Annotated in this window: 18 protein-coding genes and 1 other RNA gene; 9 read left to right on the top strand and 10 right to left on the bottom strand. The window is 61.1% G+C overall.

Features of this window, described 5'->3' with window-relative positions; all coding sequences use genetic code 11:
• Window positions 1-5: 5 nt before the first annotated feature.
• From ACX3YF_RS17040 to ACX3YF_RS17010, 7 genes are all read left to right on the top strand, one after another.
• Window positions 6-545 carry a FixH family protein gene (locus tag ACX3YF_RS17040; RefSeq protein WP_130205864.1) on the top strand — a complete coding sequence of 180 codons (540 nt, stop codon included), beginning with the start codon at window positions 6-8 and terminating at the stop codon, window positions 543-545.
• 154 nt (window positions 546-699) lie between these two features.
• Window positions 700-3150 carry a heavy metal translocating P-type ATPase gene (locus ACX3YF_RS17035; protein ID WP_130205862.1) on the top strand — a complete coding sequence of 817 codons (2451 nt, stop codon included), beginning with the start codon at window positions 700-702 and terminating at the stop codon, window positions 3148-3150.
• 22 nt (window positions 3151-3172) lie between these two features.
• Entirely contained in the window at window positions 3173-3391 is a 219-nt protein-coding gene (gene ccoS, locus ACX3YF_RS17030; RefSeq protein WP_047531427.1) for a cbb3-type cytochrome oxidase assembly protein CcoS, read from the top strand.
• Window positions 3384-4067, top strand: a complete 684-nt coding sequence (locus tag ACX3YF_RS17025) for a sulfite exporter TauE/SafE family protein (protein ID WP_458973964.1) — start codon at window positions 3384-3386, stop codon at window positions 4065-4067. The genes ccoS and ACX3YF_RS17025 overlap by 8 nt, the downstream gene beginning before the upstream one ends.
• Before the next feature lie 193 nt (window positions 4068-4260).
• On the top strand, window positions 4261-5643 hold the full coding sequence (hemN, locus tag ACX3YF_RS17020; RefSeq protein WP_288095981.1) for an oxygen-independent coproporphyrinogen III oxidase: 1383 nt from the start codon (window positions 4261-4263) through the stop codon (window positions 5641-5643).
• Window positions 5644-5736: 93 nt separating this feature from the next.
• Window positions 5737-6471, top strand: a complete 735-nt coding sequence (fnr, locus tag ACX3YF_RS17015; protein WP_103402645.1) for a fumarate/nitrate reduction transcriptional regulator Fnr — start codon at window positions 5737-5739, stop codon at window positions 6469-6471.
• 78 nt (window positions 6472-6549) lie between these two features.
• Window positions 6550-7098, top strand: coding sequence for an adenine phosphoribosyltransferase (locus ACX3YF_RS17010; protein WP_448647244.1), 549 nt, complete (start codon window positions 6550-6552; stop codon window positions 7096-7098).
• A 128-nt stretch (window positions 7099-7226) separates the two neighbouring features.
• On the opposite strand, the gene ACX3YF_RS17005 is transcribed toward ACX3YF_RS17010, so the two are convergent.
• The 5 genes from ACX3YF_RS17005 to dnaX form a co-directional block, all read right to left on the bottom strand.
• The gene (locus tag ACX3YF_RS17005; RefSeq protein ID WP_458944554.1) at window positions 7227-8375 is read right to left on the bottom strand and encodes an acyl-CoA dehydrogenase family protein; all 1149 of its coding nucleotides are present in this window, start codon (window positions 8373-8375) and stop codon (window positions 7227-7229) included.
• Between the two features lie 179 nt (window positions 8376-8554).
• Entirely contained in the window at window positions 8555-9157 is a 603-nt protein-coding gene (gene recR, locus ACX3YF_RS17000) for a recombination mediator RecR (RefSeq protein ID WP_008050204.1), read from the bottom strand.
• 71 nt (window positions 9158-9228) lie between these two features.
• Window positions 9229-10263, bottom strand: a complete 1035-nt coding sequence (locus ACX3YF_RS16995; protein ID WP_458944553.1) for an NADP-dependent oxidoreductase — start codon at window positions 10261-10263, stop codon at window positions 9229-9231.
• A 177-nt stretch (window positions 10264-10440) separates the two neighbouring features.
• A complete protein-coding gene (locus ACX3YF_RS16990) occupies window positions 10441-10779 on the bottom strand; it encodes a YbaB/EbfC family nucleoid-associated protein (protein ID WP_008028561.1) in 339 nt (112 codons plus the stop codon).
• A gap of 67 nt (window positions 10780-10846) precedes the next feature.
• Window positions 10847-12913 (bottom strand): DNA polymerase III subunit gamma/tau, encoded by a 2067-nt coding sequence (dnaX, locus tag ACX3YF_RS16985; protein WP_458973963.1) that lies wholly within the window; start codon window positions 12911-12913, stop codon window positions 10847-10849.
• A gap of 137 nt (window positions 12914-13050) precedes the next feature.
• On the opposite strand from dnaX, the gene ACX3YF_RS16980 reads away from it, so the two are divergent.
• Window positions 13051-13803 (top strand): substrate-binding periplasmic protein, encoded by a 753-nt coding sequence (locus tag ACX3YF_RS16980; protein ID WP_458973962.1) that lies wholly within the window; start codon window positions 13051-13053, stop codon window positions 13801-13803.
• On the opposite strand, the gene ACX3YF_RS16975 is transcribed toward ACX3YF_RS16980, so the two are convergent.
• Window positions 13770-15506, bottom strand: coding sequence for a putative bifunctional diguanylate cyclase/phosphodiesterase (locus ACX3YF_RS16975; RefSeq protein ID WP_458973961.1), 1737 nt, complete (start codon window positions 15504-15506; stop codon window positions 13770-13772). The genes ACX3YF_RS16980 and ACX3YF_RS16975 overlap by 34 nt on opposite strands.
• A gap of 287 nt (window positions 15507-15793) precedes the next feature.
• On the opposite strand from ACX3YF_RS16975, the gene ACX3YF_RS16970 reads away from it, so the two are divergent.
• On the top strand, window positions 15794-16120 hold the full coding sequence (locus ACX3YF_RS16970; RefSeq protein ID WP_047531444.1) for a helix-turn-helix domain-containing protein: 327 nt from the start codon (window positions 15794-15796) through the stop codon (window positions 16118-16120).
• 169 nt (window positions 16121-16289) lie between these two features.
• Here ACX3YF_RS16970 and ffs read toward each other — a convergent pair.
• The 4 genes from ffs to zipA form a co-directional block, all read right to left on the bottom strand.
• Window positions 16290-16386: signal recognition particle sRNA small type (ffs, locus tag ACX3YF_RS16965), an RNA gene on the bottom strand.
• 224 nt (window positions 16387-16610) lie between these two features.
• Window positions 16611-17777, bottom strand: coding sequence for a zinc-binding metallopeptidase family protein (locus ACX3YF_RS16960; RefSeq protein WP_196586536.1), 1167 nt, complete (start codon window positions 17775-17777; stop codon window positions 16611-16613).
• A gap of 155 nt (window positions 17778-17932) precedes the next feature.
• Entirely contained in the window at window positions 17933-20290 is a 2358-nt protein-coding gene (ligA, locus tag ACX3YF_RS16955) for an NAD-dependent DNA ligase LigA (RefSeq protein WP_458973960.1), read from the bottom strand.
• A gap of 146 nt (window positions 20291-20436) precedes the next feature.
• Entirely contained in the window at window positions 20437-21291 is an 855-nt protein-coding gene (gene zipA / locus ACX3YF_RS16950) for a cell division protein ZipA (protein ID WP_047531450.1), read from the bottom strand.
• Window positions 21292-21412 lie beyond the last annotated feature (121 nt).

The following is a 21412-nucleotide window of genomic DNA, read 5'->3' as shown; positions in this document are numbered from 1 at the left end:
TGAACATGCCCGCAGCAAACGCCGCAAGCCCTTGGTACAAGCACCTTTGGCCATGGATCATCATCGGGATTCTGGCTTGCTCGGTGACCCTGACCCTGTCCATGGTGACCATTGCGGTGAATCACCCGGACAACTTGGTCAACGACAACTACTACGAGGCCGGCAAAGGCATCAACCGTTCCCTGGACCGTGAACTGCTCGCCCAGACCCTGCTGATGCGCGCCTCGGTCCACCTGGATGACGTGACCGGCGAAGTCGATCTGCGCTTGAACGGCAATAGTCAGCCGAAGACCGTGGAGCTGAACCTGATCTCGCCGACCCAACCGGAAAAGGACCGCAAAATTGTCCTGACCCGCAGTGAAACCGAACAGGGCCGTTACATCGGTCAATTGAGCGACAAGATCGAAGGCCGGCGCTTTGTCGAACTGCTCGGCACTCAGGATGACCACACATGGCGCCTGTTCGAAGAAGAGCTGGTCAGCCATGACAAGGACCTGCTGCTCGGTGACGAGCCGCTGCAAGGCGCGGAAGACCTGAAAAAGTAAAACCACGCTTCGCGCATCGCGAGCAAGCTCGCTCCCACGGTCAATCACTGTTGCATACAGATTTTGATATCACCAATGATCCCTGTGGGAGCGAGCTTGCTCGCGATGCGGCCCTTCCTGAAGACAAAGATTCAGCGGCGCTAGTGAAAACCCGATGACCACCCCACTCCCCTGCTACCACTGCGCCCTGCCCGTCCCGGCCGGCAGCCGTTTCACCGCGGCGGTTCTTGGGCAAACCCGCGAATTCTGCTGCCCGGGTTGCCAGGCGGTGGCCGAGGCGATTGTCGCCGGCGGCCTGGAAAACTATTACCAGCATCGCAGCGAAGCGTCGGCCAACCCTGAAGCGCTACCGGTGCAACTGGTGGACGAACTGGCGCTGTACGACCGTGCGGATGTGCAACAACCCTTTGTCCGCCACGAAGGCGAACTCGCCGAAACCACACTGTTGATGGAAGGCATCAGTTGCGCCGCCTGTGGCTGGCTGATCGAGAAACATCTGCGTGCACTGCCCGCCGTGGCCGAAGCGCGCCTGAACCTGTCCAACCATCGCCTGCATGTCCGTTGGGCCGACGCCCAATTGCCGCTGAGTCAGGTGCTCGGCGAGTTGCGCCACATCGGTTACGCCGCCCACCCCTACCAGGCCGACCGCGCCAGCGAACAACTGGCCAGCGAAAACCGCCGGGCCCTGCGTCAATTGGGCGTCGCCGGATTGCTGTGGTTCCAGGCGATGATGGCGACCATGGCCACCTGGCCGGAATTCAACATCGACCTCAGCCCCGAACTGCACACGATCCTGCGCTGGGTCGCGCTGTTCCTCACCACCCCGATCGTGTTCTACAGCTGCGCACCTTTCTTCAAAGGCGCGATGCGCGACCTGCGCACCCGGCACCTGACGATGGACGTTTCTGTGTCGCTGGCCATTGGCAGTGCCTACATCGCCGGCATCTGGACCTCGATCACCGGCGTGGGTGAACTGTATTTCGACGCCGTCGGCATGTTCGCGCTGTTCCTGCTGGCGGGGCGTTATCTGGAACGCCGCGCCCGGGAACGCACGGCCGCCGCCACCGCACAACTGGTCAATCTGCTGCCGGCCTCGTGCCTGCGCCTGAGTGCCGACGGCCAGAGTGAACGCATCCTGCTCAGCGAACTGCGCGTCGGTGACCAGGTGCTGGTGCACCCCGGCGCGATTCTCCCGGCCGACGGCAAGATCCTTGAGGGCCAGTCGAGCATCGATGAATCGCTGCTCACCGGCGAATACCTGCCACAGGCCAGGACCACGGGCGATGCGGTCACTGCGGGCACCCTGAACGTCGAAGGCGCGTTGACCGTGGAAGTCCAGGCCCTGGGTCAGGACACTCGTCTGTCCGCCATCGTCCGCCTGCTCGATCGCGCCCAGGCTGAAAAGCCGCGACTGGCAGAAATCGCCGACCGCGCGGCGCAATGGTTCCTCCTGCTGTCACTGATCGCCGCCGCTGGCATCGGCCTGCTGTGGTGGGAACTGGATGCTTCGCGGGCCTTCTGGATTGTCCTGGCGATGCTGGTTGCGACCTGCCCGTGCGCCCTGTCCCTGGCCACGCCGACGGCCCTCACCGCGGCCACCGGCACCTTGCACAAGCTAGGGCTGTTGTTGACGCGCGGTCATGTGCTCGAAGGCCTGAACCAGATCGACACGGTGATTTTCGACAAGACCGGAACCCTCACCGAAGGACGCCTGGCGTTACGCTCGATCCGCCCTCTCGGCGCCCTGGACAGCGATCAATGCCTGAGCCTCGCCGCCGCACTGGAAAACCGCTCCGAACACCCGATTGCCCGCGCCTTTGGTCGTGCGCCCCTGGCCGCCGAAGACGTGCACAGCACCCCCGGCCTCGGCCTCGAAGGGCGGGTCGGCGAGCAGCGTTTGCGTATTGGCCAACCCGGTTTTGTCTGCGAACTCAGTGGCACCGCCCTGCCATCGATGCCGGATGAAGCCGGGCAATGGCTGTTGCTCGGCGATACCCACGGGCCGCTGGCGTGGCTGGTCCTCGACGACCGCCTGCGTGCCGATGCCCGCGCCCTGCTGGATGCCTGCAAGGCGCGTGGCTGGCACACATTGTTGCTGTCCGGCGACAGCTCGCCGATGGTCGCCAGTGTCGCCGCCGAGCTGGGCATCGACGAAGCCCGCGGCGGATTGCGCCCGGACGACAAGCTGCAAGTCCTGCAACAGCTGCACAAGGAAGGTCGCAAGGTTTTGATGCTCGGTGACGGGGTCAACGACGTGCCGGTGCTGGCGGCTGCCGACATCAGCGTGGCCATGGGTTCGGCCACCGACCTGGCGAAAACCAGTGCGGACGCGGTGCTGCTGTCCAATCGTCTCGATGCCCTGGTGCAAGCCTTCAGCCTGGCGCGACGCACCCGTCGGGTAATCATCGAGAACCTGCTGTGGGCCGGGCTGTACAATGGCCTCATGTTGCCGTTCGCCGCCCTCGGCTGGATCACTCCGGTATGGGCCGCGGTCGGTATGTCCATCAGTTCGCTGACCGTGGTGCTGAACGCGCTGCGCCTGACTCGCCTGCCGAGCGCGCCCGCCACCAGCAGCACGCCACAAACCCGCCCGCTGCCGGCCTGAGCCGCGCGGGCATGGAGTCCAGATGCCAGCTCTTTACGTGATGATCCCGGCTGCACTGCTGATCGTGGCCATCGCCGTCTACATCTTCTTCTGGGCGGTCGACAGCGGGCAGTACGACGACCTCGACGGCCCGGCCCACAGCATCCTGTTCGACGACCAGGACCCGAACCACACCGCCGCAGTCGACGAGGCCAGCGGCCATCCGGCCAAACCCGACGACAAGGCGCCGCCCCATGCTTGAATTGGCGCCACTGTTGGTCTCGGCGTTGATTCTCGGCCTGCTCGGGGGCGGTCATTGCCTGGGCATGTGCGGTGGCCTGATGGGCGCGCTGACCCTGGCGATCCCCAAGGAACAACGCAGCCGGCGCTTTCGCCTGCTGCTGGCCTACAACCTCGGGCGAATTCTCAGCTATGCCACGGCCGGCCTGTTGATCGGCCTGGCGGGCTGGGCGGTGGCCAACAGTCCGGCGGCGATGTTCATGCGCGTGCTCGCCGGTTTGCTGCTGATCGCGATGGGCTTGTACCTCGCTGGCTGGTGGAGCGGCCTGACCCGCATCGAAAGCCTCGGACGCGGCCTGTGGCGGCATATCCAGCCGGTTGCCCACACACTGCTGCCAGTGTCGAGCGTGCCCCGTGCGCTGCTCTTGGGTGCGCTCTGGGGCTGGTTACCGTGCGGCCTGGTCTACAGCACGTTGCTGTGGTCGGCCAGTCAGGGCAATGCGCTCGACAGTGCGTTGCTGATGCTGGCTTTCGGGTTGGGCACCTGGCCGGTGCTGCTCGCCACGGGGCTGGCGGCCGAACGGGTGACGGCGCTGTTGCGCAAGCGCAGCGTGCGCATGGCCGGTGGGTTGCTGGTGATGTTGTTCGGCATCTGGACCTTGCCGGGGCCGCATCAGCATTGGCTCATGGGGCATTAGATCGACGGTGCGCCCTTCGCGTGCAGGCTCGCTCCCACAGGGGAATGCATTCCAAATGCGGGAGCGAGCCTGCTCGCGATGAGGCCCGCACTGACAGCACGAATTCCGACCCTTGACGCAAATCAAGATGTCCAATCGACGCAACCCCTAGACTGGCCGACACTGCAAGCCTATCCGGGGGAACGCCCGCATGATGCTCGACGCCATTCGTTGGGATACCGATTTGATCCGCCGTTATGACCTGGCGGGGCCGCGCTATACCTCCTACCCGACCGCCGTACAATTCAATAGCCAGGTCGGCACGTTCGACCTGTTTCACGCCCTGCGCGACAGCCGCAAGGCCCAGCGCCCGTTGTCGCTGTATGTGCATGTGCCGTTCTGCGCCAACATCTGTTATTACTGCGCCTGCAACAAAGTCATCACCAAGGATCGCGGCCGCGCCCAGCCCTACCTGCAGCGCCTGGAACAGGAAATCCAGTTGATCGCCTGCCACCTCGACCCTGCGCAAAAAGTCGAGCAACTGCACTTTGGTGGCGGTACGCCAACCTTTCTCAGTCACGACGAACTGCGTCAGCTGATGGCTCACCTGCGCAAACATTTCAATCTGCTGGACGACGATTCCGGCGACTATGGCATCGAGATCGACCCCCGCGAGGCCGACTGGTCGACCATGGGCTTGCTCCGGGAGCTGGGTTTCAACCGGGTCAGTATCGGCCTGCAAGACCTCGACCCGGCGGTGCAGCGTGCCGTCAATCGCCTGCAAAGTCTTGAAGAAACCCGCGCCGTGATCGACGCCGCCCGCACCTTGCAGTTTCGTTCGATCAACATCGACCTGATCTACGGCTTGCCAAGACAAACCCCGGACAACTTCGCCCGCACCGTCGAAGAAGTGATCAACCTGCAACCCGATCGCCTTTCGGTGTTCAACTACGCTCACCTGCCGGAACGCTTCATGCCGCAACGGCGGATCAACAGCAACGAACTGCCGACGCCCGCGCAGAAACTGGAAATGTTGCAGCGCACCATCGAGCAACTGACGGCTGCCGGTTATCGCTACATCGGCATGGACCACTTCGCCCTGCCGGACGACGAACTGGCGATTGCCCAGGAAGAATCGACCCTGCAACGCAACTTCCAGGGCTACACCACCCACGGACATTGCGATCTGATCGGGCTGGGCGTGTCGGCGATCAGCCAGATCGGCGACTTGTACTGCCAGAACAGCAGCGACCTGAATCAGTACCAGAGCGCTTTGGACTCTTCACAGCTGGCCACCAGCCGCGGCCTGTTGTGCAACGCCGATGACCGGCTGCGGCGTGCGGTCATTCAGCAACTAATCTGCAATTTCAGCCTGGAGTTCGCCCAGATCGAACAAGCCTTCAACATCGACTTTCAGGGCTATTTCGGCGAGCTTTGGCCACAGCTGCACAATATGGCCAAGGATGGCCTGATCGAACTCGACAATGAACGAATCACCGTGCTGCCGGCCGGCCGCCTGCTGGTACGCTCGGTTTGCATGGTTTTTGATGCGTACCTGGAACATCACAATCGCCAGCGGTTTTCCCGCGTGATCTAAGTCTTGACGGCAAATCCGCCGTACGCTGGCCTCCATGTCCTTCGGTGGGTTACCCTTACGTCTTACGCGTGTTTTCCCACAAGGATTGAAGAAATGTCTGAGCCAGTAAAGTTGCGTGCTCATAATCAGGCCCATTGCAAGGATTGCAGCCTGGCCCCACTGTGTTTGCCACTTTCACTCAACCTGGAAGACATGGATGCCCTGGATGAAATCGTCAAACGTGGCCGCCCGCTGAAAAAAGGCGAGTTTCTGTTCCGCCAGGGTGACACCTTCGACTCCGTTTATGCCGTACGCTCCGGTGCGTTGAAAACGTTCAACCTGAGCGATGTCGGCGAAGAACAGCTCACCGGTTTTCACTTGCCGAGTGAACTGGTCGGCTTGTCGGGCATGGACACCGAGAAACATCCGGTGTCGGCACAAGCGCTGGAAACCACGTCGGTCTGTGAAATCCCCTTCGAACGTCTCGACGAACTGGCCCTGCAACTGCCGCAGCTGCGCCGTCAGCTGATGCGCGTGATGAGCCGCGAGATTCGCGACGATCAACAGATGATGCTGCTGCTGTCGAAAAAGACCGCAGACGAGCGTATCGCCACATTCCTGGTCAACCTGTCGGCACGTTTCCGCGCCCGTGGATTCTCGGCCAATCAGTTCCGCCTGAGCATGTCCCGCAACGAAATCGGTAACTACCTGGGCCTGGCGGTGGAAACCGTTTCGCGGGTGTTCACGCGCTTCCAGCAGAACGAACTGATCGCCGCCGAAGGCAAGGAAATCCAGATTCTCGATCCGATCCAGCTCTGTGCACTGGCTGGCGGCTCGATCGAAGGCTGATCTCGATCCGCGGTTGAGCGAACCGTTTCAGCCGCGGGTATACTGCGCCGTTTGCAGCCCTGCCAGGACACCTTGACGATGGCCTTCGACTCCTTCGACATCAAATCCCTCATTCGCCCCGTGATCGACTTCCCCAAGCCGGGGGTGATTTTTCGTGACATCACCCCGCTGTTCCAGTCGCCCACGGCCCTGCGCCTGGTGATGGACAGCTTTGCCCATCGCTACGTCGAGGCTGATTTCACCCACATCGGCGCCATGGATGCCCGTGGTTTCCTGATCGGTTCAGTGCTGGCCTATCAGTTGAACAAACCGCTGGTGCTGTTCCGCAAGCAAGGCAAGCTGCCCGCCGATGTGCTGGCCGAAGGCTATGCGACCGAATACGGTGAAGCCTTTCTGGAAGTGCACGCTGACAGCCTCTGCGAAGGCGATTCAGTGGTGATGTTCGATGACCTGATCGCCACCGGCGGCACCCTGATTGCAGCGGCTAACTTGATCCGCCGCATGGGCGCACGGGTGCATGAAGCGGCGGCGATTATTGATTTGCCGGAGCTGGGCGGGTCGCGGCGCCTGGAAGACATGGGAATTGCGACGTTCTGCCTGACGCAGTTTTCGCTGACCGACAGGTAAGCGGCGCCTTCACTGGCGCCATCGCGAGCAGGCTCGCTCCCACATTGGATTTGTGGAGTTCACAAAATTCTGTGGGAGCGAGCCTGCTCGCGATAGCGTCGGTCGCTACAACATCAATCCAAAGCCTGTCATAGCCCCATCTGCTTGCTGATAATCTCGTTCATCACTTCCCGCGTACCGCCGCCAATCGAAAGAATCCGGTTATCCCGGTACAACCGCTCCACCAGGCTTTCGCGCATGTAACCCATGCCACCCAGAATCTGCACCGCGTCCGAGGTGATGCGATCCGCCGTATCCGTCGCAAAGTTCTTGGCCATGGAAATTTCCTTGATGACGCCCTGCCCCGCGGCCATTTTCGCTGCCTGGCGGTAGGTGAATTCGCGCGACACCTCCAGTGCCGTGGCCATCTCGGCGAGGCGGTGTTTGATCACCTGGAACTTGCCGATGGGTTTGCCAAAGGCCTCGCGTTCCCGCGCCCATTTCAGGCTTTCCTCCAGCGCCAGCTGAGCGGTCATGTTGGCCATCAATGCCAGGGCCAGGCGCTCGCTCTGGAAGTTGCCCATGATGCAGGCAAAGCCCATGTTCTCGCTGCCGATCAAATTGCCCACAGGCACCTGGCAATCGTCGAAGAACAGTTCAGCGGTGTCCGAGGCCCACCAACCCATTTTCTTCAACTGACGCCCCACGGTGAAACCGGGCGTGCCCTTCTCGATCAATAACAGGCTGATGCCGGCGAAACCCGGCTCACCGGTTCGCACGGCGACGGTGTAGAAATCCGCGCGCACGCCGCTGGTGATGAAGGTTTTACTGCCGCTGACCCGGTAAAAGTCACCGTCACGCATGGCGCGGGTCTGCAGGCTGGCAACGTCGGAACCGCCGCCGGGTTCGGTGATGGCCAAAGCGCTGATTTTCTCGCCGGACAACACCTGCGGCACAACCCGATCACGTACATCAGGCCTGGCCCACTTGAGAATCGGCGGCAAGCCGATGTCCAGCGAGCCAAGCCCCGCCACCAGGCCACCCGAGCCACAGCGCATCAATTCTTCGCTGGCGGCGACCTTGGCGAACAGATCACCTTGGTGGCTGCCACCCAGGCTCTCGGGGTAACCGATGCCGAGAATGCCCGCCGCACCGGCCTTGAGGTAGAGCTCGCGGGGGAAGCTTTCGGCTTCTTCCCATTGGTCGATGTCCGGAAGAATCTCGCGCTCGACGAAACGTCTGACGCTGTCGCGGACCAATTGGTGGCTGGGGTCGAAGTATTCCTGGAAGGCAGACATCGGCGAACTCCACTGAAGGGTTCAGCGACGTTAACCGAGCGCTTGCTTGGTTTTCAACAGGATTGTGCGTGTGTCAGATAGACCGTGTCGCCCGCATCGCGAGCAGGCTCGCTCCCACATTGGATTTGCGGTGCACACAAAAAACCTGCTCGCGATGACGTCAACCCAAACGACACAAGTTACAAACTGATCGGCTTACGCCCGGCAAACGAATGCGCCAGCGTTCCGCCATCCACCAGTTCCAGCTCGCCGCCCAATGGCACGCCATGGGCGATGCGCGAGGCGATCAGGCCTTTGCTGCTGAGCAATTGGGCGATGTAGTGCGCAGTCGCTTCACCTTCCACGGTCGGGTTGGTGGCGAGAATGACTTCGGCAAACGTGCCCGCCTCTTCGATTCGCGCCATCAATTGCGGAATGCCGATGGCTTCCGGCCCCAGCCCGTCGAGTGGCGACAGGTGGCCTTTGAGCACGAAGTAGCGACCGCGAAACCCGGTCTGCTCTACGGCGTAGACATCCATCGGCCCTTCCACCACGCAAAGCAGGGTGTCGTCGCGGCGAGTGTCCGCGCATTGCGGGCAAAGGTCATCTTCCGTCAAGGTGCGGCACAAACGGCAATGTCCGACACCTTCCATGGCCTGACTCAAGGCCAACGCCAGGCGCGAGCCGCCGCTGCGATCACGTTCGAGCAACTGCAACGCCATGCGCTGGGCGGTTTTCTGACCTACACCAGGCAAAATTCGCAGGGCATCGATCAGTTGGCGAATCAAAGGGCTGAAGCTCATGGGGGAAAAATCCGACAAAACAACGAGACGCGGTTTATACCCGCGCCTCTGATTAGCGTCAAATTGCAGCGTCAGTCTTTTGCGACCCGCACCACCAGTTTGCCGAAGTTACGCCCTTCCAGCAGACCGATGAACGCCTCGGGCGCCTGCTCCAGACCATCGACCACGTCTTCGCGGAACTTGACCTTGCCGTCGCGCACCCACGGCGCCATGGCACTGACGAATTCCGGCTGACGGTCGCCATAGTCGTCGAACACGATGAAGCCCTGAATTCGCACGCGCTTGGTCAAAAGCGTGCGCTGCAATTGCGGCAGGCGATCCGGACCGCTCGGCGCCTCGCTGGCATTGTACGAAGCGATCAACCCACAGAGCGGAATCCGCGCCTTGGGATTGAGCAGTGGCACGACCGCGTCAAACACCTTGCCGCCGACGTTTTCATAATAGATATCGATGCCTTTGGGGCAGGCCCGGGCCAGCTCATCGGCGAAGTCTGGGCCCCTGTGATCGATACAGGCGTCGAAGCCCAACGCCTCAACCACGTAGCGGCACTTGTCCGCGCCACCGGCCACGCCCACCACGCGCAAGCCCTTGATTTTCGCCACCTGCCCGACCACCGAGCCGACTGCACCCGATGCGGCCGCGACCACCAGCGTTTCGCCGGACTTCGGCTGGCCAATGTCCATCAAGCCCATGTAAGCGGTCATGCCCGGCATGCCGAGGACACCCAGGGCCATCGACGGGCTCGGCAGCCCCGACGGCACCGGCACAATACTGCGACCGTCGTTGATGCTATGGCTTTGCCAACCCGTGGCGCCGACCACCAGATCGCCTTCCTGAAACCTGGGATTGAGCGAACGCTCGACCCGGCTGACGGCGCCACCTGTCATCACCCCACCGATTTCCACCGGCGCGGCGTAGGACGGCGCGTCACTCATGCGCCCGCGCATGTAAGGGTCCAGCGACAGATAAAGGGTCTTGAGCAATACCTCACCCTCAGCCAGCTCGGGCAACGCGACCCGCTCCAGGCGGAAATTCTCGGGCGTCGGCGCACCCACCGGGCGGGAGGCCAGGACGATACGTTGGTTGAGGGTCATAGGGTCGGACATGTCAGCGTCTCCTTGATCGTTGAGTTCGGTCGTATAGGGAGAAGACCTTTGTGGCGGTACTGCGTTCGATGATTCTTCCGTTTTGCCGAGTTGACGCCATCGCGATCAGCCGGAAACAAAAATGCCAGGCGCGATGCCTGGCATTTTTTTGTAGCCCATCTGACGCCTGAAGGCGAATCAGAACGGCAGTTTCATGCCCGGTGGCAGTTGCATGCCTGCGGTCATGCCGGACATTTTGTCCTGGCTGTTGGCTTCGATCTTGCGCACGGCGTCGTTGACCGCTGCCGCGAACACCGCTTCCAGCATTTCCTTGTCATCTTCGCTCAGGCCTTCGACCAGGCTTGGGTCGATGGTCACGCGCTTGACGTCGTGACGACCGGTCATGACCACGGTGACCATATCGCCACCGGCCTTACCGGTGACTTCGGCATTGGCCAGCTCTTCCTGCATCTTGGCCATTTTTTCCTGCATCTGCTGCGCCTGCTTCATCAGGCCGGCCATGCCACCTTTCATCATGGGAATCACCTCAAAAGTACTTGGATAAAAACAGCGCCCGGCCCTGCTGGCCGAACGCCCTCAGTTATTAGCCCTGACTGACCAGAGCTTCGACAGGTTCAATAGTATCGTTACGGATCACCGCACCGAACTGCTGCATCATTTGCTGGATGAACGGATCGCCATGGATCGACTCCTCGGCCTCGCGCTGGCGGTCGGCACGACGGCGCGACGCGGCCTGGGCCGGGGTTTCCTGCTCGGGCTTGATCAACTCCATGGTCAGGGTCAGCGTACGCCCGTGGTACTGATTCAACGCATCGTTGAGGCGGCGTTGCTGGGTGGCGTTGAACAAGGCGCTGTGGGCCGGGTCCAGGTGCAACAGCCAATTGTCGCCATCAACGGCGATCAGCGTGCAGTTGGCGGCGATGCTGCCGGTCATGCCGGAGATCGGCAGGTTCGGGAACAGTTCCAGCCATTGCAGGGCCAGTCCCGTGGCCGGCGCGGCGGCAGGCTCGGGCTCCGGTTCGGCGGCAGGCTCGGCGGCGTGCTCGCTGGCCAGTTCGTCGAGGTAGCTGTAGGCGGAGTCCATGTCCGGCTCGATGTAGTCCTCATCCAGCGGCGGCTCGTCGTCCAGGTCCATGCTCGGCGTGGCGGCATCGACCTCGGCCACCGAGGGTTCCGGAATAGGCGCGGCGGCCCACTCCGGCGCGTCCGGCACTACGCTGTCGGGCGTCGGCAACGGCATCGGAGACAATTCGGGTTGTTCGCTGGCGGTTTCCAGTACCGGCTCGACCGCTGGCTGCTGGACGACTTCCGGTTCGACCGGATCATTCCACGGCAGATCGACCACTTCTTCGACCACGACCGCCTCGACCAGCGGTTCGGGCTCAGGCACCGCGACCGGCTCAGGCGACGCTACCGGAGCCACGACAGGCGCGGGCGCCACGGGTGCAACTGCCGCAGCGACCACCGGCGCAACAACGGGCGCGGCAGCCACGGATTTGGCGGAATCAACTGTGGCCTGGCTGATCCCCACTGGCTTTAGCGGTTGCCTCGGGGCATCCGCAGTGTCGGCGGGCCGGAAGGCGAGCATTCGCAGCAACACCATTTCGAAGCCGCCGCGGGGGTCCGGCGCCAGCGGCAAGTCGCGGCGGCCGATCAGGCCCATCTGGTAATAAAACTGTACGTCTTCGGCGGGCAGCGCCTGGGCCAGTGCCAGCACGCGGTCCCGATCACCATGGCCGTTATCGACGCCTTCAGGCAAGGCCTGGGCGATGGCGACACGGTGCAGCACGTTGAGAATTTCCGAGAGTACGCCGTTCCAGTCCGGGCCTTGTTCGGCCAAATGCCGAACGGCTTCGAGCAACGCCTTGGCATCGCCTTCGATCAGCGCATGCAGGACGTCATAGACTTGCCCGTGATCGAGTGTCCCGAGCATTGCCCGCACATCGGCGGCCATGACCTTGCCTTCACCGAAGGCAATCGCCTGGTCGGTCAGGCTCATGGCGTCGCGCATCGAACCATCGGCGGCGCGCCCCAGCAACCACAGCGCATCGTCTTCGAACGGCACGTTCTCGACGCCCAGCACGTGGGTCAAATGCTCGACGACGCGCTCCGGGGTCATGTTCTTCAGGGAAAACTGCAGGCACCGGGAGAGAATCGTTGCAGGAAGTTTCTGCGGATCAGTGGTGGCCAGGATGAACTTGACGTAGGGTGGCGGCTCTTCGAGGGTTTTCAACAGCGCATTGAAGGAATGGCTGGAGAGCATGTGCACTTCGTCGATCAGGTAAACCTTGAAGCGTCCGCGGCTTGGGGCGTACTGCACGTTGTCGAGCAGTTCGCGGGTGTCTTCGACCTTGGTGCGACTCGCGGCGTCGATCTCGATCAGGTCGACGAAACGGCCTTCATCGATTTCGCGACACACCGAGCACTCGCCGCAAGGCGTTGAAGTGATACCTGTTTCACAGTTCAGGCATTTAGCGATAATTCGCGCGATGGTGGTCTTGCCGACCCCGCGCGTACCGGTGAACAGGTAGGCGTGGTGCAGCCGCTGGCTGTCCAAGGCATTGATCAGAGCCTTGAGCACATGGGTCTGGCCGACCATTTCGCGGAACGAGCGCGGACGCCATTTACGTGCAAGAACCTGATAACTCATCGAAAACCGTCGCAACGAAGGAAGCTGAAGCGGCTAATGCTAGCGGAGCAAGGGCAAAATTGCATCCGGTGCGCTCGTCTAATCTGGCTAAGCTCGATTTTGGGGGCTATTTGTTTCAAAGATCCATTGAAGCGTTTATGCGGCTGGCCTTGGGGGCACTGCTGTTGATCAGCCTGAACGGAGCGGCCGCCGGTGCGCCGCTGCGCTTTGTGGTGCCCGACAGTTGGGCGATGCCGATGGTGCAACTGGAACATGGCCGACCGACCCAGGGCATTCTGTACGACGTGATGCTCAGTCTCGCGAGCCAGGTCGGCGTCCCGGCGGAGTTTCACGTATTACCTCGGGCGCGGGTGCAGAGCGCCATGGAGCACGGCGAGGTCGATATCCGCTGCTATGCCGCGCAGTCCTGGTTGCCGAACCAGTCCGGCGACTACATCTGGAGCATCCCGCTCTGGACCCAACCCGACATGCTGATCAGTCGCCCTACCGGTCTCGCCTCGGTGAATCCGGAGAATTTATCGCATCAGTCCATCGGCACGGTGCTCGGCTATAGCTATCCGACCTTGCAGCCGCTGTTCGATAGCAGCCAGTTGCACCGCGACGACGCTCGCAATCAGGAACAGGTGCTGCAAAAGCTCCAGGCGGGACGCAATCGGTACGCCGTCAGCAATCAATGGTCGCTGGAATGGTTCAATCAGCGCCTGTTGCCGGAGCAGCGACTGCAGAGTGTCGCGGTGCTGCAGGTACAGCACGTAGGCTGCTATGTGCGCAACGATCCCGAGGTGCCGGTGCAACGAATTCTGCGCACCTTGCTGCGGATGAAAATGTCCGGCGAGATCGACGACATCATCGGGCTTTACATTGGCAGCAAGTCCGAAGCCAACCCCTGATCCCGGGCCGTTTCATCCATAACCCGCCATTGCGCAGGCGCGACAAAACCCGCGACCCAGTCCGGTATGTCTGCGGGCGGCATCGGCCGGGCAATGAAATAGCCCTGCGCCACTTCGCAGCCCAACTGCAGCAACAATTCACCGTGCTCGACACTTTCCAGCCCTTCGGCAATCACCTGCCGACCAAACGCCCGCGCCAAGCCAATCACTGCGGACGTGAGGGCCAGGTCATCGTGGTCATGCAATATGTCGCGCACAAAAGATTTATCGATCTTGATGGTTTGGGTGCGCAGGCGCTTGAGGTAGCTCAGGGATGAATAACCGGTACCGAAATCGCCCAATGAAAACTGCACCCCCATTGCCTGGCAGGCTCGCAGGCAGTCACTGACGTGCTGAATGTTCTCGATGGCGACCGACTCGACGATTTCCAGGTCGAGTTTTTGCGGTGCGACCCGTGCGTAGCGCGAAAGCAGGTTTCCCAGCCGCTCGACAAAATCCGCCCGCTGAAAATGCCGCGCGGCGATATTGACGCTTACCGGCCAGTCATGCCCGGCCTGCTGCCAACGATCCAACTGAGACAACACCTGATCCATGACCCATTCACCGATTTCGATAATCAGGTCTGTCTCCTCAACCAGCACCAGAAACTCCTTCGCCGCCACCAGGCCTTCCTGTGGATGCTCCCAGCGCAGCAGGGCTTCGAAACCCACGACTTCGCCGCGGCGCATATTGACCTTGGGCTGAAAATGCAGGCGCAACTCATCGGAGGCCAGCGCCTGGCGCACCCGCTCGACCGTCTGGTGCGTAGCCTTGCCTTCGCGATCCCGTGACACGTCAAACACATGAAAACGCTTGCGCCCGCTCTGCTTGGCTACGTACATGGCTTGATCGGCGTGGCGTAGCAGGGTTTCAGCGTCTTCGTTGTCGTGGGGGAACAGCGTGACGCCAATGCTGGCGTACACATTGATGTCTTTGCCGTGCACCGAATACGGCACCGAGATCGTCCCCAGCACCCGGTTCAGCGCCGCACGCAGCTCCACCAAGTCGCGCACATAACGCAAGATGAGCACGAATTCGTCACCGGCCAGCCGCGCCACCACATCCTCGCCGCGCACGATGTCGCGCAGGCGTCTGGCCACTTCCACCAGCAACAGATCGCCACTGGCATGCCCGTAACTATCGTTGACGGCCTTGAAGCCATCGAGATCGAGCATGCATACCGCCAGCGGGATACTCTCCTGGCGCGAGAATTCCAGTGCCTGATCCAGCAGTTCCGAGAGAAATACGCGATTGGGCAGCCCGGTCAGCACATCGTGCCCGACCCGCCATTGGAGGGAATGCAGCAACTGATGCTTTTCACTGATGTCAAAACGGATGGAGACATAACGCTCGACCCGCCCGGTGACGCTGTCGAGCAAGGGCACCATGGAGCTTTCGACCCAATACAGGCTGCCGTCCTTGGCGCGATTGCAGATTACGCCCTTCCAGACGCTTCCCAAGGCGATGGTGCGCCACATTCCGGCAAAAAAATCAGTGGAGTGCATGCCGGAATTGAGCATGCGGTGGTTCTGCCCGAGCAGCTCCTCACGGCTGTAGCCGGAAATGGCGCAGAACTGATCATTGACGTGGGTGATCCGGCCGGAAAGGTCGGTCTCGCAAAAGATAGCGGCGGCATCGACGGCCCTGCGGTATTTCTCGTCCATGAGTCAGACTCGCTGTTGCTGGCGGTCGCCTGATTCAAGGGCGCACCACCAACAATGGTAAATTCGGCAGGTTTAGAGAGCTGGTTTAACAGGAACGCAACTGCCCGAGCGCGTGCCGTGCTGGCTTCTTCACATTATTCAAATTTCTGAAATCCGGTCACTGAAGCCCTGACTGGCGGGCAATTCTACGAAACACATCACATTTTGCAAAGCAAGGTGATGGATCAAGCAGTTGTCTAATGCAAAAATCTATCGTTAAGTTCTTGATTCTAAATGGGAATTGAGTAATGCAAATTTCAAGTTTGGGTCCAGCCATCCGGCGCTACCGCAAGGTCGCGGGGCTTACTCAGGCTGAACTTGGCGAAAGAACCGGTTTTGACCCCAAAACCATCAGCCGCTTCGAAACCGGCACCTATACCCCCAGCGTGGACGTTCTGTTCCAACTAGCCGATGTGCTGGGCGTGAAGCTGAAAGCCTTTTTCGCAGATTTGGGCGATGAAGATGAACAGCGGGCGTATCTGTTCGATGTCATTCATAAAGCAACCCCAAATGATCTGGGAAAGCTGATTGCAGCGGTTGACCAGGCCTTGTCCAAGCCTAATGGCAGAAAATGAAAAAGAGAGGCCGACCTGTCGCACTCGACAGGTCGGCCTCCTTTTTTGTACCTGAACCGCAAATCGCAGACGGCAAAAAACCGCAATGGACAAGATCCATGGCAGCGCAATGAAGAGTGTGTTTGAACAGATAACGCGAGAGAGGGCTCGCGGTGCGTTATGGAGGCAACCCCACCAGCCACACCCCGGCACACAATGTTCCCGCTGTGGCTGCTTCCTTCCGGATCTGACCAGGTTCACGGGTAATCGTTGCGGGGGGACCGATGGGGTCACCATAACGACGCTCACCTGACGGCGAGCCGCGCCATTGTACCTATCTGCGGCGAAGTTACAACCGTTGGTTTCGGATAAAAAATATCAGTCCGGTCAAGGACATGCGCTAATGATAAAAATCAGCCTGTGCAGGAGCGAGCTTGCGTTGCGATGAGCGCTGACGCGTGCTGCCTGGATCAACGCGTCGCCCTCACGGTCTTCGCGAGCAGGCTCGCTCCTACAGGTCCTGTAGCACCTCGTCCGCCCTGCCGCCCTCCCGCTGGATGACCAGGTGAATGAAGTGCAGCTTGGTAATCACCGCCGACGGCAATACAAAAGGGTAAAAATCCGGCTGACCCATGCTGCGCGACAGCTCATTGAGCATGCCGGCCAGTTCGATCCATGCGTTGACGAAGGACAGGAACGCCTCGGCACCGGGATGCTGAGGGTCATAAAGGGTGCCGGGAGGGAACGGCTTATAGTCGAAATCCATTTCCCGGGCACTCATGCCAAACCCCAGCGCCGTGTCCACCGCGTCCATCATGTGCAAGTAGTGAGCCCAGGTTTCCGCCCAGTCTTCCCAGGGGTGCATGGTGGCGTAGGCGCTGACGTAATGCTGCTGCCAGTCGAGCGATGCACCCTGCTGATAATGCTGTTCCAGGGCTTCGGCATAGCTGGCGCGCTCGTCACCGAACAGACCGCGAAAGGCTTCGAGCCAATCGCTGCCGGCGATCAACCGGTCCCAGTAGTAATGCCCGACTTCGTGACGAAAATGCCCGAGCAAGGTGCGATAGGGTTCGTGCATTTGTACGCGCACCCGTTCGCGATGGGCGTCGTCGGCCTCATTGATATCCAGCGTGATCAAGCCGTTGGCATGACCAGTGGTCGGTGGCTTGCCCTCGAGGTCCACGCCGATAAAGTCAAAGGCCAGGCCAGTGTCCTCGTCGACGGTTTTCGGGATGACCTGCAACCCGAGGCTGACCAACTGCGCGATCAGACGGCGCTTGGCCGTTTCGACTTTGCACCAGAGCTCATGGTTTTCGGCCAATGACAGATCAGGGATGGTGCGATTCAGGCTACAGGCCATGCACAAGGCATCGTGATCATTGGCGGGCAGCAGCCAGTTACAGGCCGCCGGGGAGTCGAGATTGGCACACCGGCGAAACACGCCGGAGGCAGGGTCGGCGTCCAGCAACCAGGTGTCGGTTTGCGCGCCCGGCTGCAATGACGAGACACGACTGAGCTCCGGGTGATAACCCAATGCTGCCGAACAGGCCAGGCACTGGCTGTTGCGAAAGAACAATGACTGCCCGCAACGGCACGGCCAGACCTTGCTATTGCGTGAGCTTTCGCCGATGACAGGCGCAGCGATGCGCGAGCTGAGCTGGTCGAAGTAGCGGTACATGGCGATCTCTCCCTGGGGCTTGCCAAGACTAGATCATGATTGGCCGTCGATCGTTCCCGCGACTTTCAAAGGGGCTGATACCAATTGCGCTGGCAAGCCGGCTCCTGCAGTGAGTTGCGTCACCCTTGCAGGCACTGGCTGGCCAGCGAATGACGTCAGACCGAAATACCGTGCCCGCTCAGAAACCCGACAAACGCCTCTTCATCCAGCACCTTCAGCCCCAGCTCATTGGCCTTGGTCAATTTCGACCCGGCGCCCGGCCCGGCAACCACGCAATGGGTCTTGGCCGACACTGAACCCGCCACCTTGGCGCCAAGGCTCTCGAGCTTGTCCTTGGCCACGTCGCGACTCATCAGCTCCAGCGACCCCGTCAATACCCAGGTCTGACCGGCCAGCGGCAAGCCTTCGACGACTTTTTTCTCGCTGTGCCAGTGCATGCCGAACTCAGCCAGCTGTTTTTCGGCAGCCTCGGCCAATTGACGATGTTCCTCGATCGCAAAAAACTCGCGGACCGAGCTGGCCTGTTTCTCCGGCAACGCCTGACGCATGTCCAGCCAGTCGGCGCTGATGACCGCTTGCAGCGAACCGAACTTGTCAGCGAGTTTCTGTGCCCCGCCCGGCCCGACCGAAGGAATGTTCAGCTTGTCGAGAAAACCGCCCAATGTCGTGCTGGCGGCAAATTCGGCGCCCAACTCACCCTGATCCTGAATCTGCAAACCGTGCTTGAGCAGATTGGCGATCACCTGCCGGTTATGCGCATCTTCGAAGAAGCTGTGGATCTCGTGGGCGACTTCCAGCCCGACATCCGGCAAGTACGTCAGCACTTGCGGCAGGGCCTGCTGTACCCGCTCCAGTGAGCCCAGGGAGCGCGCCAGGACCTTGGCTGTCTCCTCGCCGACATCGGGAATCCCCAGGGCATAAATGAAACGTGCCAGCCCCGGCTTCTTGCTGTCCTCGATGGCGCCGAGCAGATTCCGGCTCGACAGCTCGGCAAAGCCTTCCAGATCCACGATCTGCTCGAACGTCAGGGCGTACAGATCGGCGGGCGAACTCACCAGGCCTTCATCCACCAGTTGCTCGACACTCTTCTCGCCCAGACCTTCGATATCCATCGCGCGACGGGAAACGAAGTGAATGATCGCCTGTTTGAGTTGCGCGCCGCAGGCCAGTCTACCGACACAGCGATACACCGCACCTTCGCTGACAGTCTCGCGGCCCTTGCTGCGCTTGATCAGTTGCGTGCGCTCGACGTGGGAGCCGCAGACCGGGCATTGCTGGGGGATATGCACCGGCCGCGCATCGTCCGGACGACGCTCGAGCACGACCTGAACCACTTGCGGAATCACGTCGCCAGCACGGCGGATGATCACCGTGTCGCCGATCATCAATCCCAGGCGCGCCACTTCGTCCATGTTGTGCAACGTCGCGTTGGCCACGGTGACACCCGCCACCTTGACCGGCCTCAGGCGGGCCACGGGCGTGACGGCGCCGGTGCGCCCGACCTGGAATTCGACGTCGAGCAGCTCGGTCAACTCTTCCATGGCCGGGAACTTGTGGGCGATGGCCCAACGCGGTTCGCGAGCGCGGAAACCCAGTTCGCGCTGGGAGGCAATGCTGTTGACCTTGAACACCACGCCGTCGATTTCGTAAGGCAGCGCGCTGCGCCTTTCACCGATGTCACGGTAGTAATCCAGGCACTCGGCGATGCCGTTCGCCAGCTTGAGCTCGTGGCTGATCGGCAGGCCCCAGGTCTTGAGCTGTTGCAGGTTGCCGAAGTGCGTACCGGCGATATCGGCGGACACCTGGCCGATGCCGTAGCAGCAGAATTCCAGCGGCCGATTGGCAGTGATCTTCGAATCCAGCTGACGCAAGCTGCCCGCCGCGGCGTTGCGCGGGTTGGCGAAGGTCTTGCCGCCGACCTCCAGTTGCGTGGCATTGAGCCGCTCGAAACCGGCCTTGGACATGAATACTTCGCCGCGCACTTCCAGGGTGGCCGGCCAGCCGGTGCCGTGCAACTTGAGCGGAATGTTGCGCACGGTGCGCACGTTGACGCTGATGTCTTCGCCGGTGGTGCCGTCGCCGCGCGTTGCACCGCGCACCAGCATGCCGTCCTGATACAGCAAACTGACCGCCAGGCCATCGAGCTTTGGTTCGCAACTGTACTCGACCGTCGCACCGCCACCGAACAGATCACCGGCCGGCAGATCCAACCCTTCGGTCACCCGGCGGTCGAACTCATGCATGTCGGTTTCTTCGAAGGCGTTGCCGAGGCTGAGCATCGGCACTTCGTGGCGCACCTGAGTGAACGCCGACAGGGCCGCGCTGCCGACTCGCTGGGTTGGCGAGTCACTGGTGATCAGTTCCGGGTTGGCAGCCTCGAGCGCCTTGAGCTCGTTGAACAACCGGTCGTATTCGGCGTCCGGAATGCTCGGCTCGTCCAGCACGTGATAGCGATAGTTGTGCTGATCCAGCTCGGCGCGCAGCTCTAGAATGCGGTTTTGGACGGCAGTCATGGGTGTTCTCTCATAAAGCAAAAGAGCAGCCGAGGCTGCTCAATTTTCTGAATACAGTAGCTCAAGGCTATGGACAGCGTGGCGAGGGAGCTTGCTCACTTGCCACGGCAAGCCCCTGTGCCACAGAAGCCTGCCCAGCCATTGGATTAGCGCTTCTGGGTCAGGGCGCGACGTTCGAACTCGACGATACGCTGACGGTAGTGCTCGATGGTCTGGGCCGTCAGCACGCTGCGCTGGTCATCCTTCAGTTCGCCGTTCAGCTCCTGGGACAGTTTGCGCGCCGCCGCCACCATCACGTCGAAGGCTTGCTTCGGATGGCGCGGGCCAGGCAGGCCCAGGAAGAAACTCACCGCCGGCGTGCTGAAGTGGTCGATGTCATCCAGATCGAAGACACCCGGCTTCACCGCGTTGGCCATGGAGAACAGGACTTCGCCATTGCCCGCCATGCTTTCGTGACGGTGGAAGATGTCCATTTCGCCAAAACGCAGACCGCTTTCCAGAATGTTCTGCAACAGGGCCGGGCCCTTGAAGCCAGCGGCGTCGCGGCAGATCACGCTGATCACCAGCACTTCTTCGGCTTGCGGATGATCCTTGTCGCTGACCGCAGGGGCTGCCTTGATGTCTTCGGCAAAATCGTCGTCGCGAGTGCTGAAGCTCGGGCCACCGTCCAGATCCAGGCTGAGGTTCATGTCGCCTTGCGAAGGTTCGCCATGACCGCGCTTGCCGCGCTTGGAGCCCGACTCACGCGGTTCGCGGGCCGGCATGCTCACCGACGGCAGATCGTGCTCGTCCAGTTGCGGTTCCTTGTGAGTGTCCAATACACGAGGCGGGCCCAACAGTTCGGCACTGGTGTCTTCATCCGGCAGATTGGACAGACTTCGATCAAGACGGAATTTCAGTTTTCCCTTGCCGCCGCGCATACGGCGCCAGCCATCAAAAAGAATACCGGCAATGACAATAATGCCGATGACGATCAGCCACTCGCGCAGACCGATTTCCATGTAATCCCGTGCCTCTATAAAAAATGCTGAAAAATAAGGGGTTTACAACCTGTAAACCGCTTTAAAACGTGGCGCCAACTCTATGTTCTGACAGGCGTTTTGCCCACGTACACGAAAAATT

The organism is Pseudomonas fluorescens group sp. PF-69 (assembly GCF_054481235.1).
This window is presented reverse-complemented; position numbering and strand designations above follow the sequence as displayed.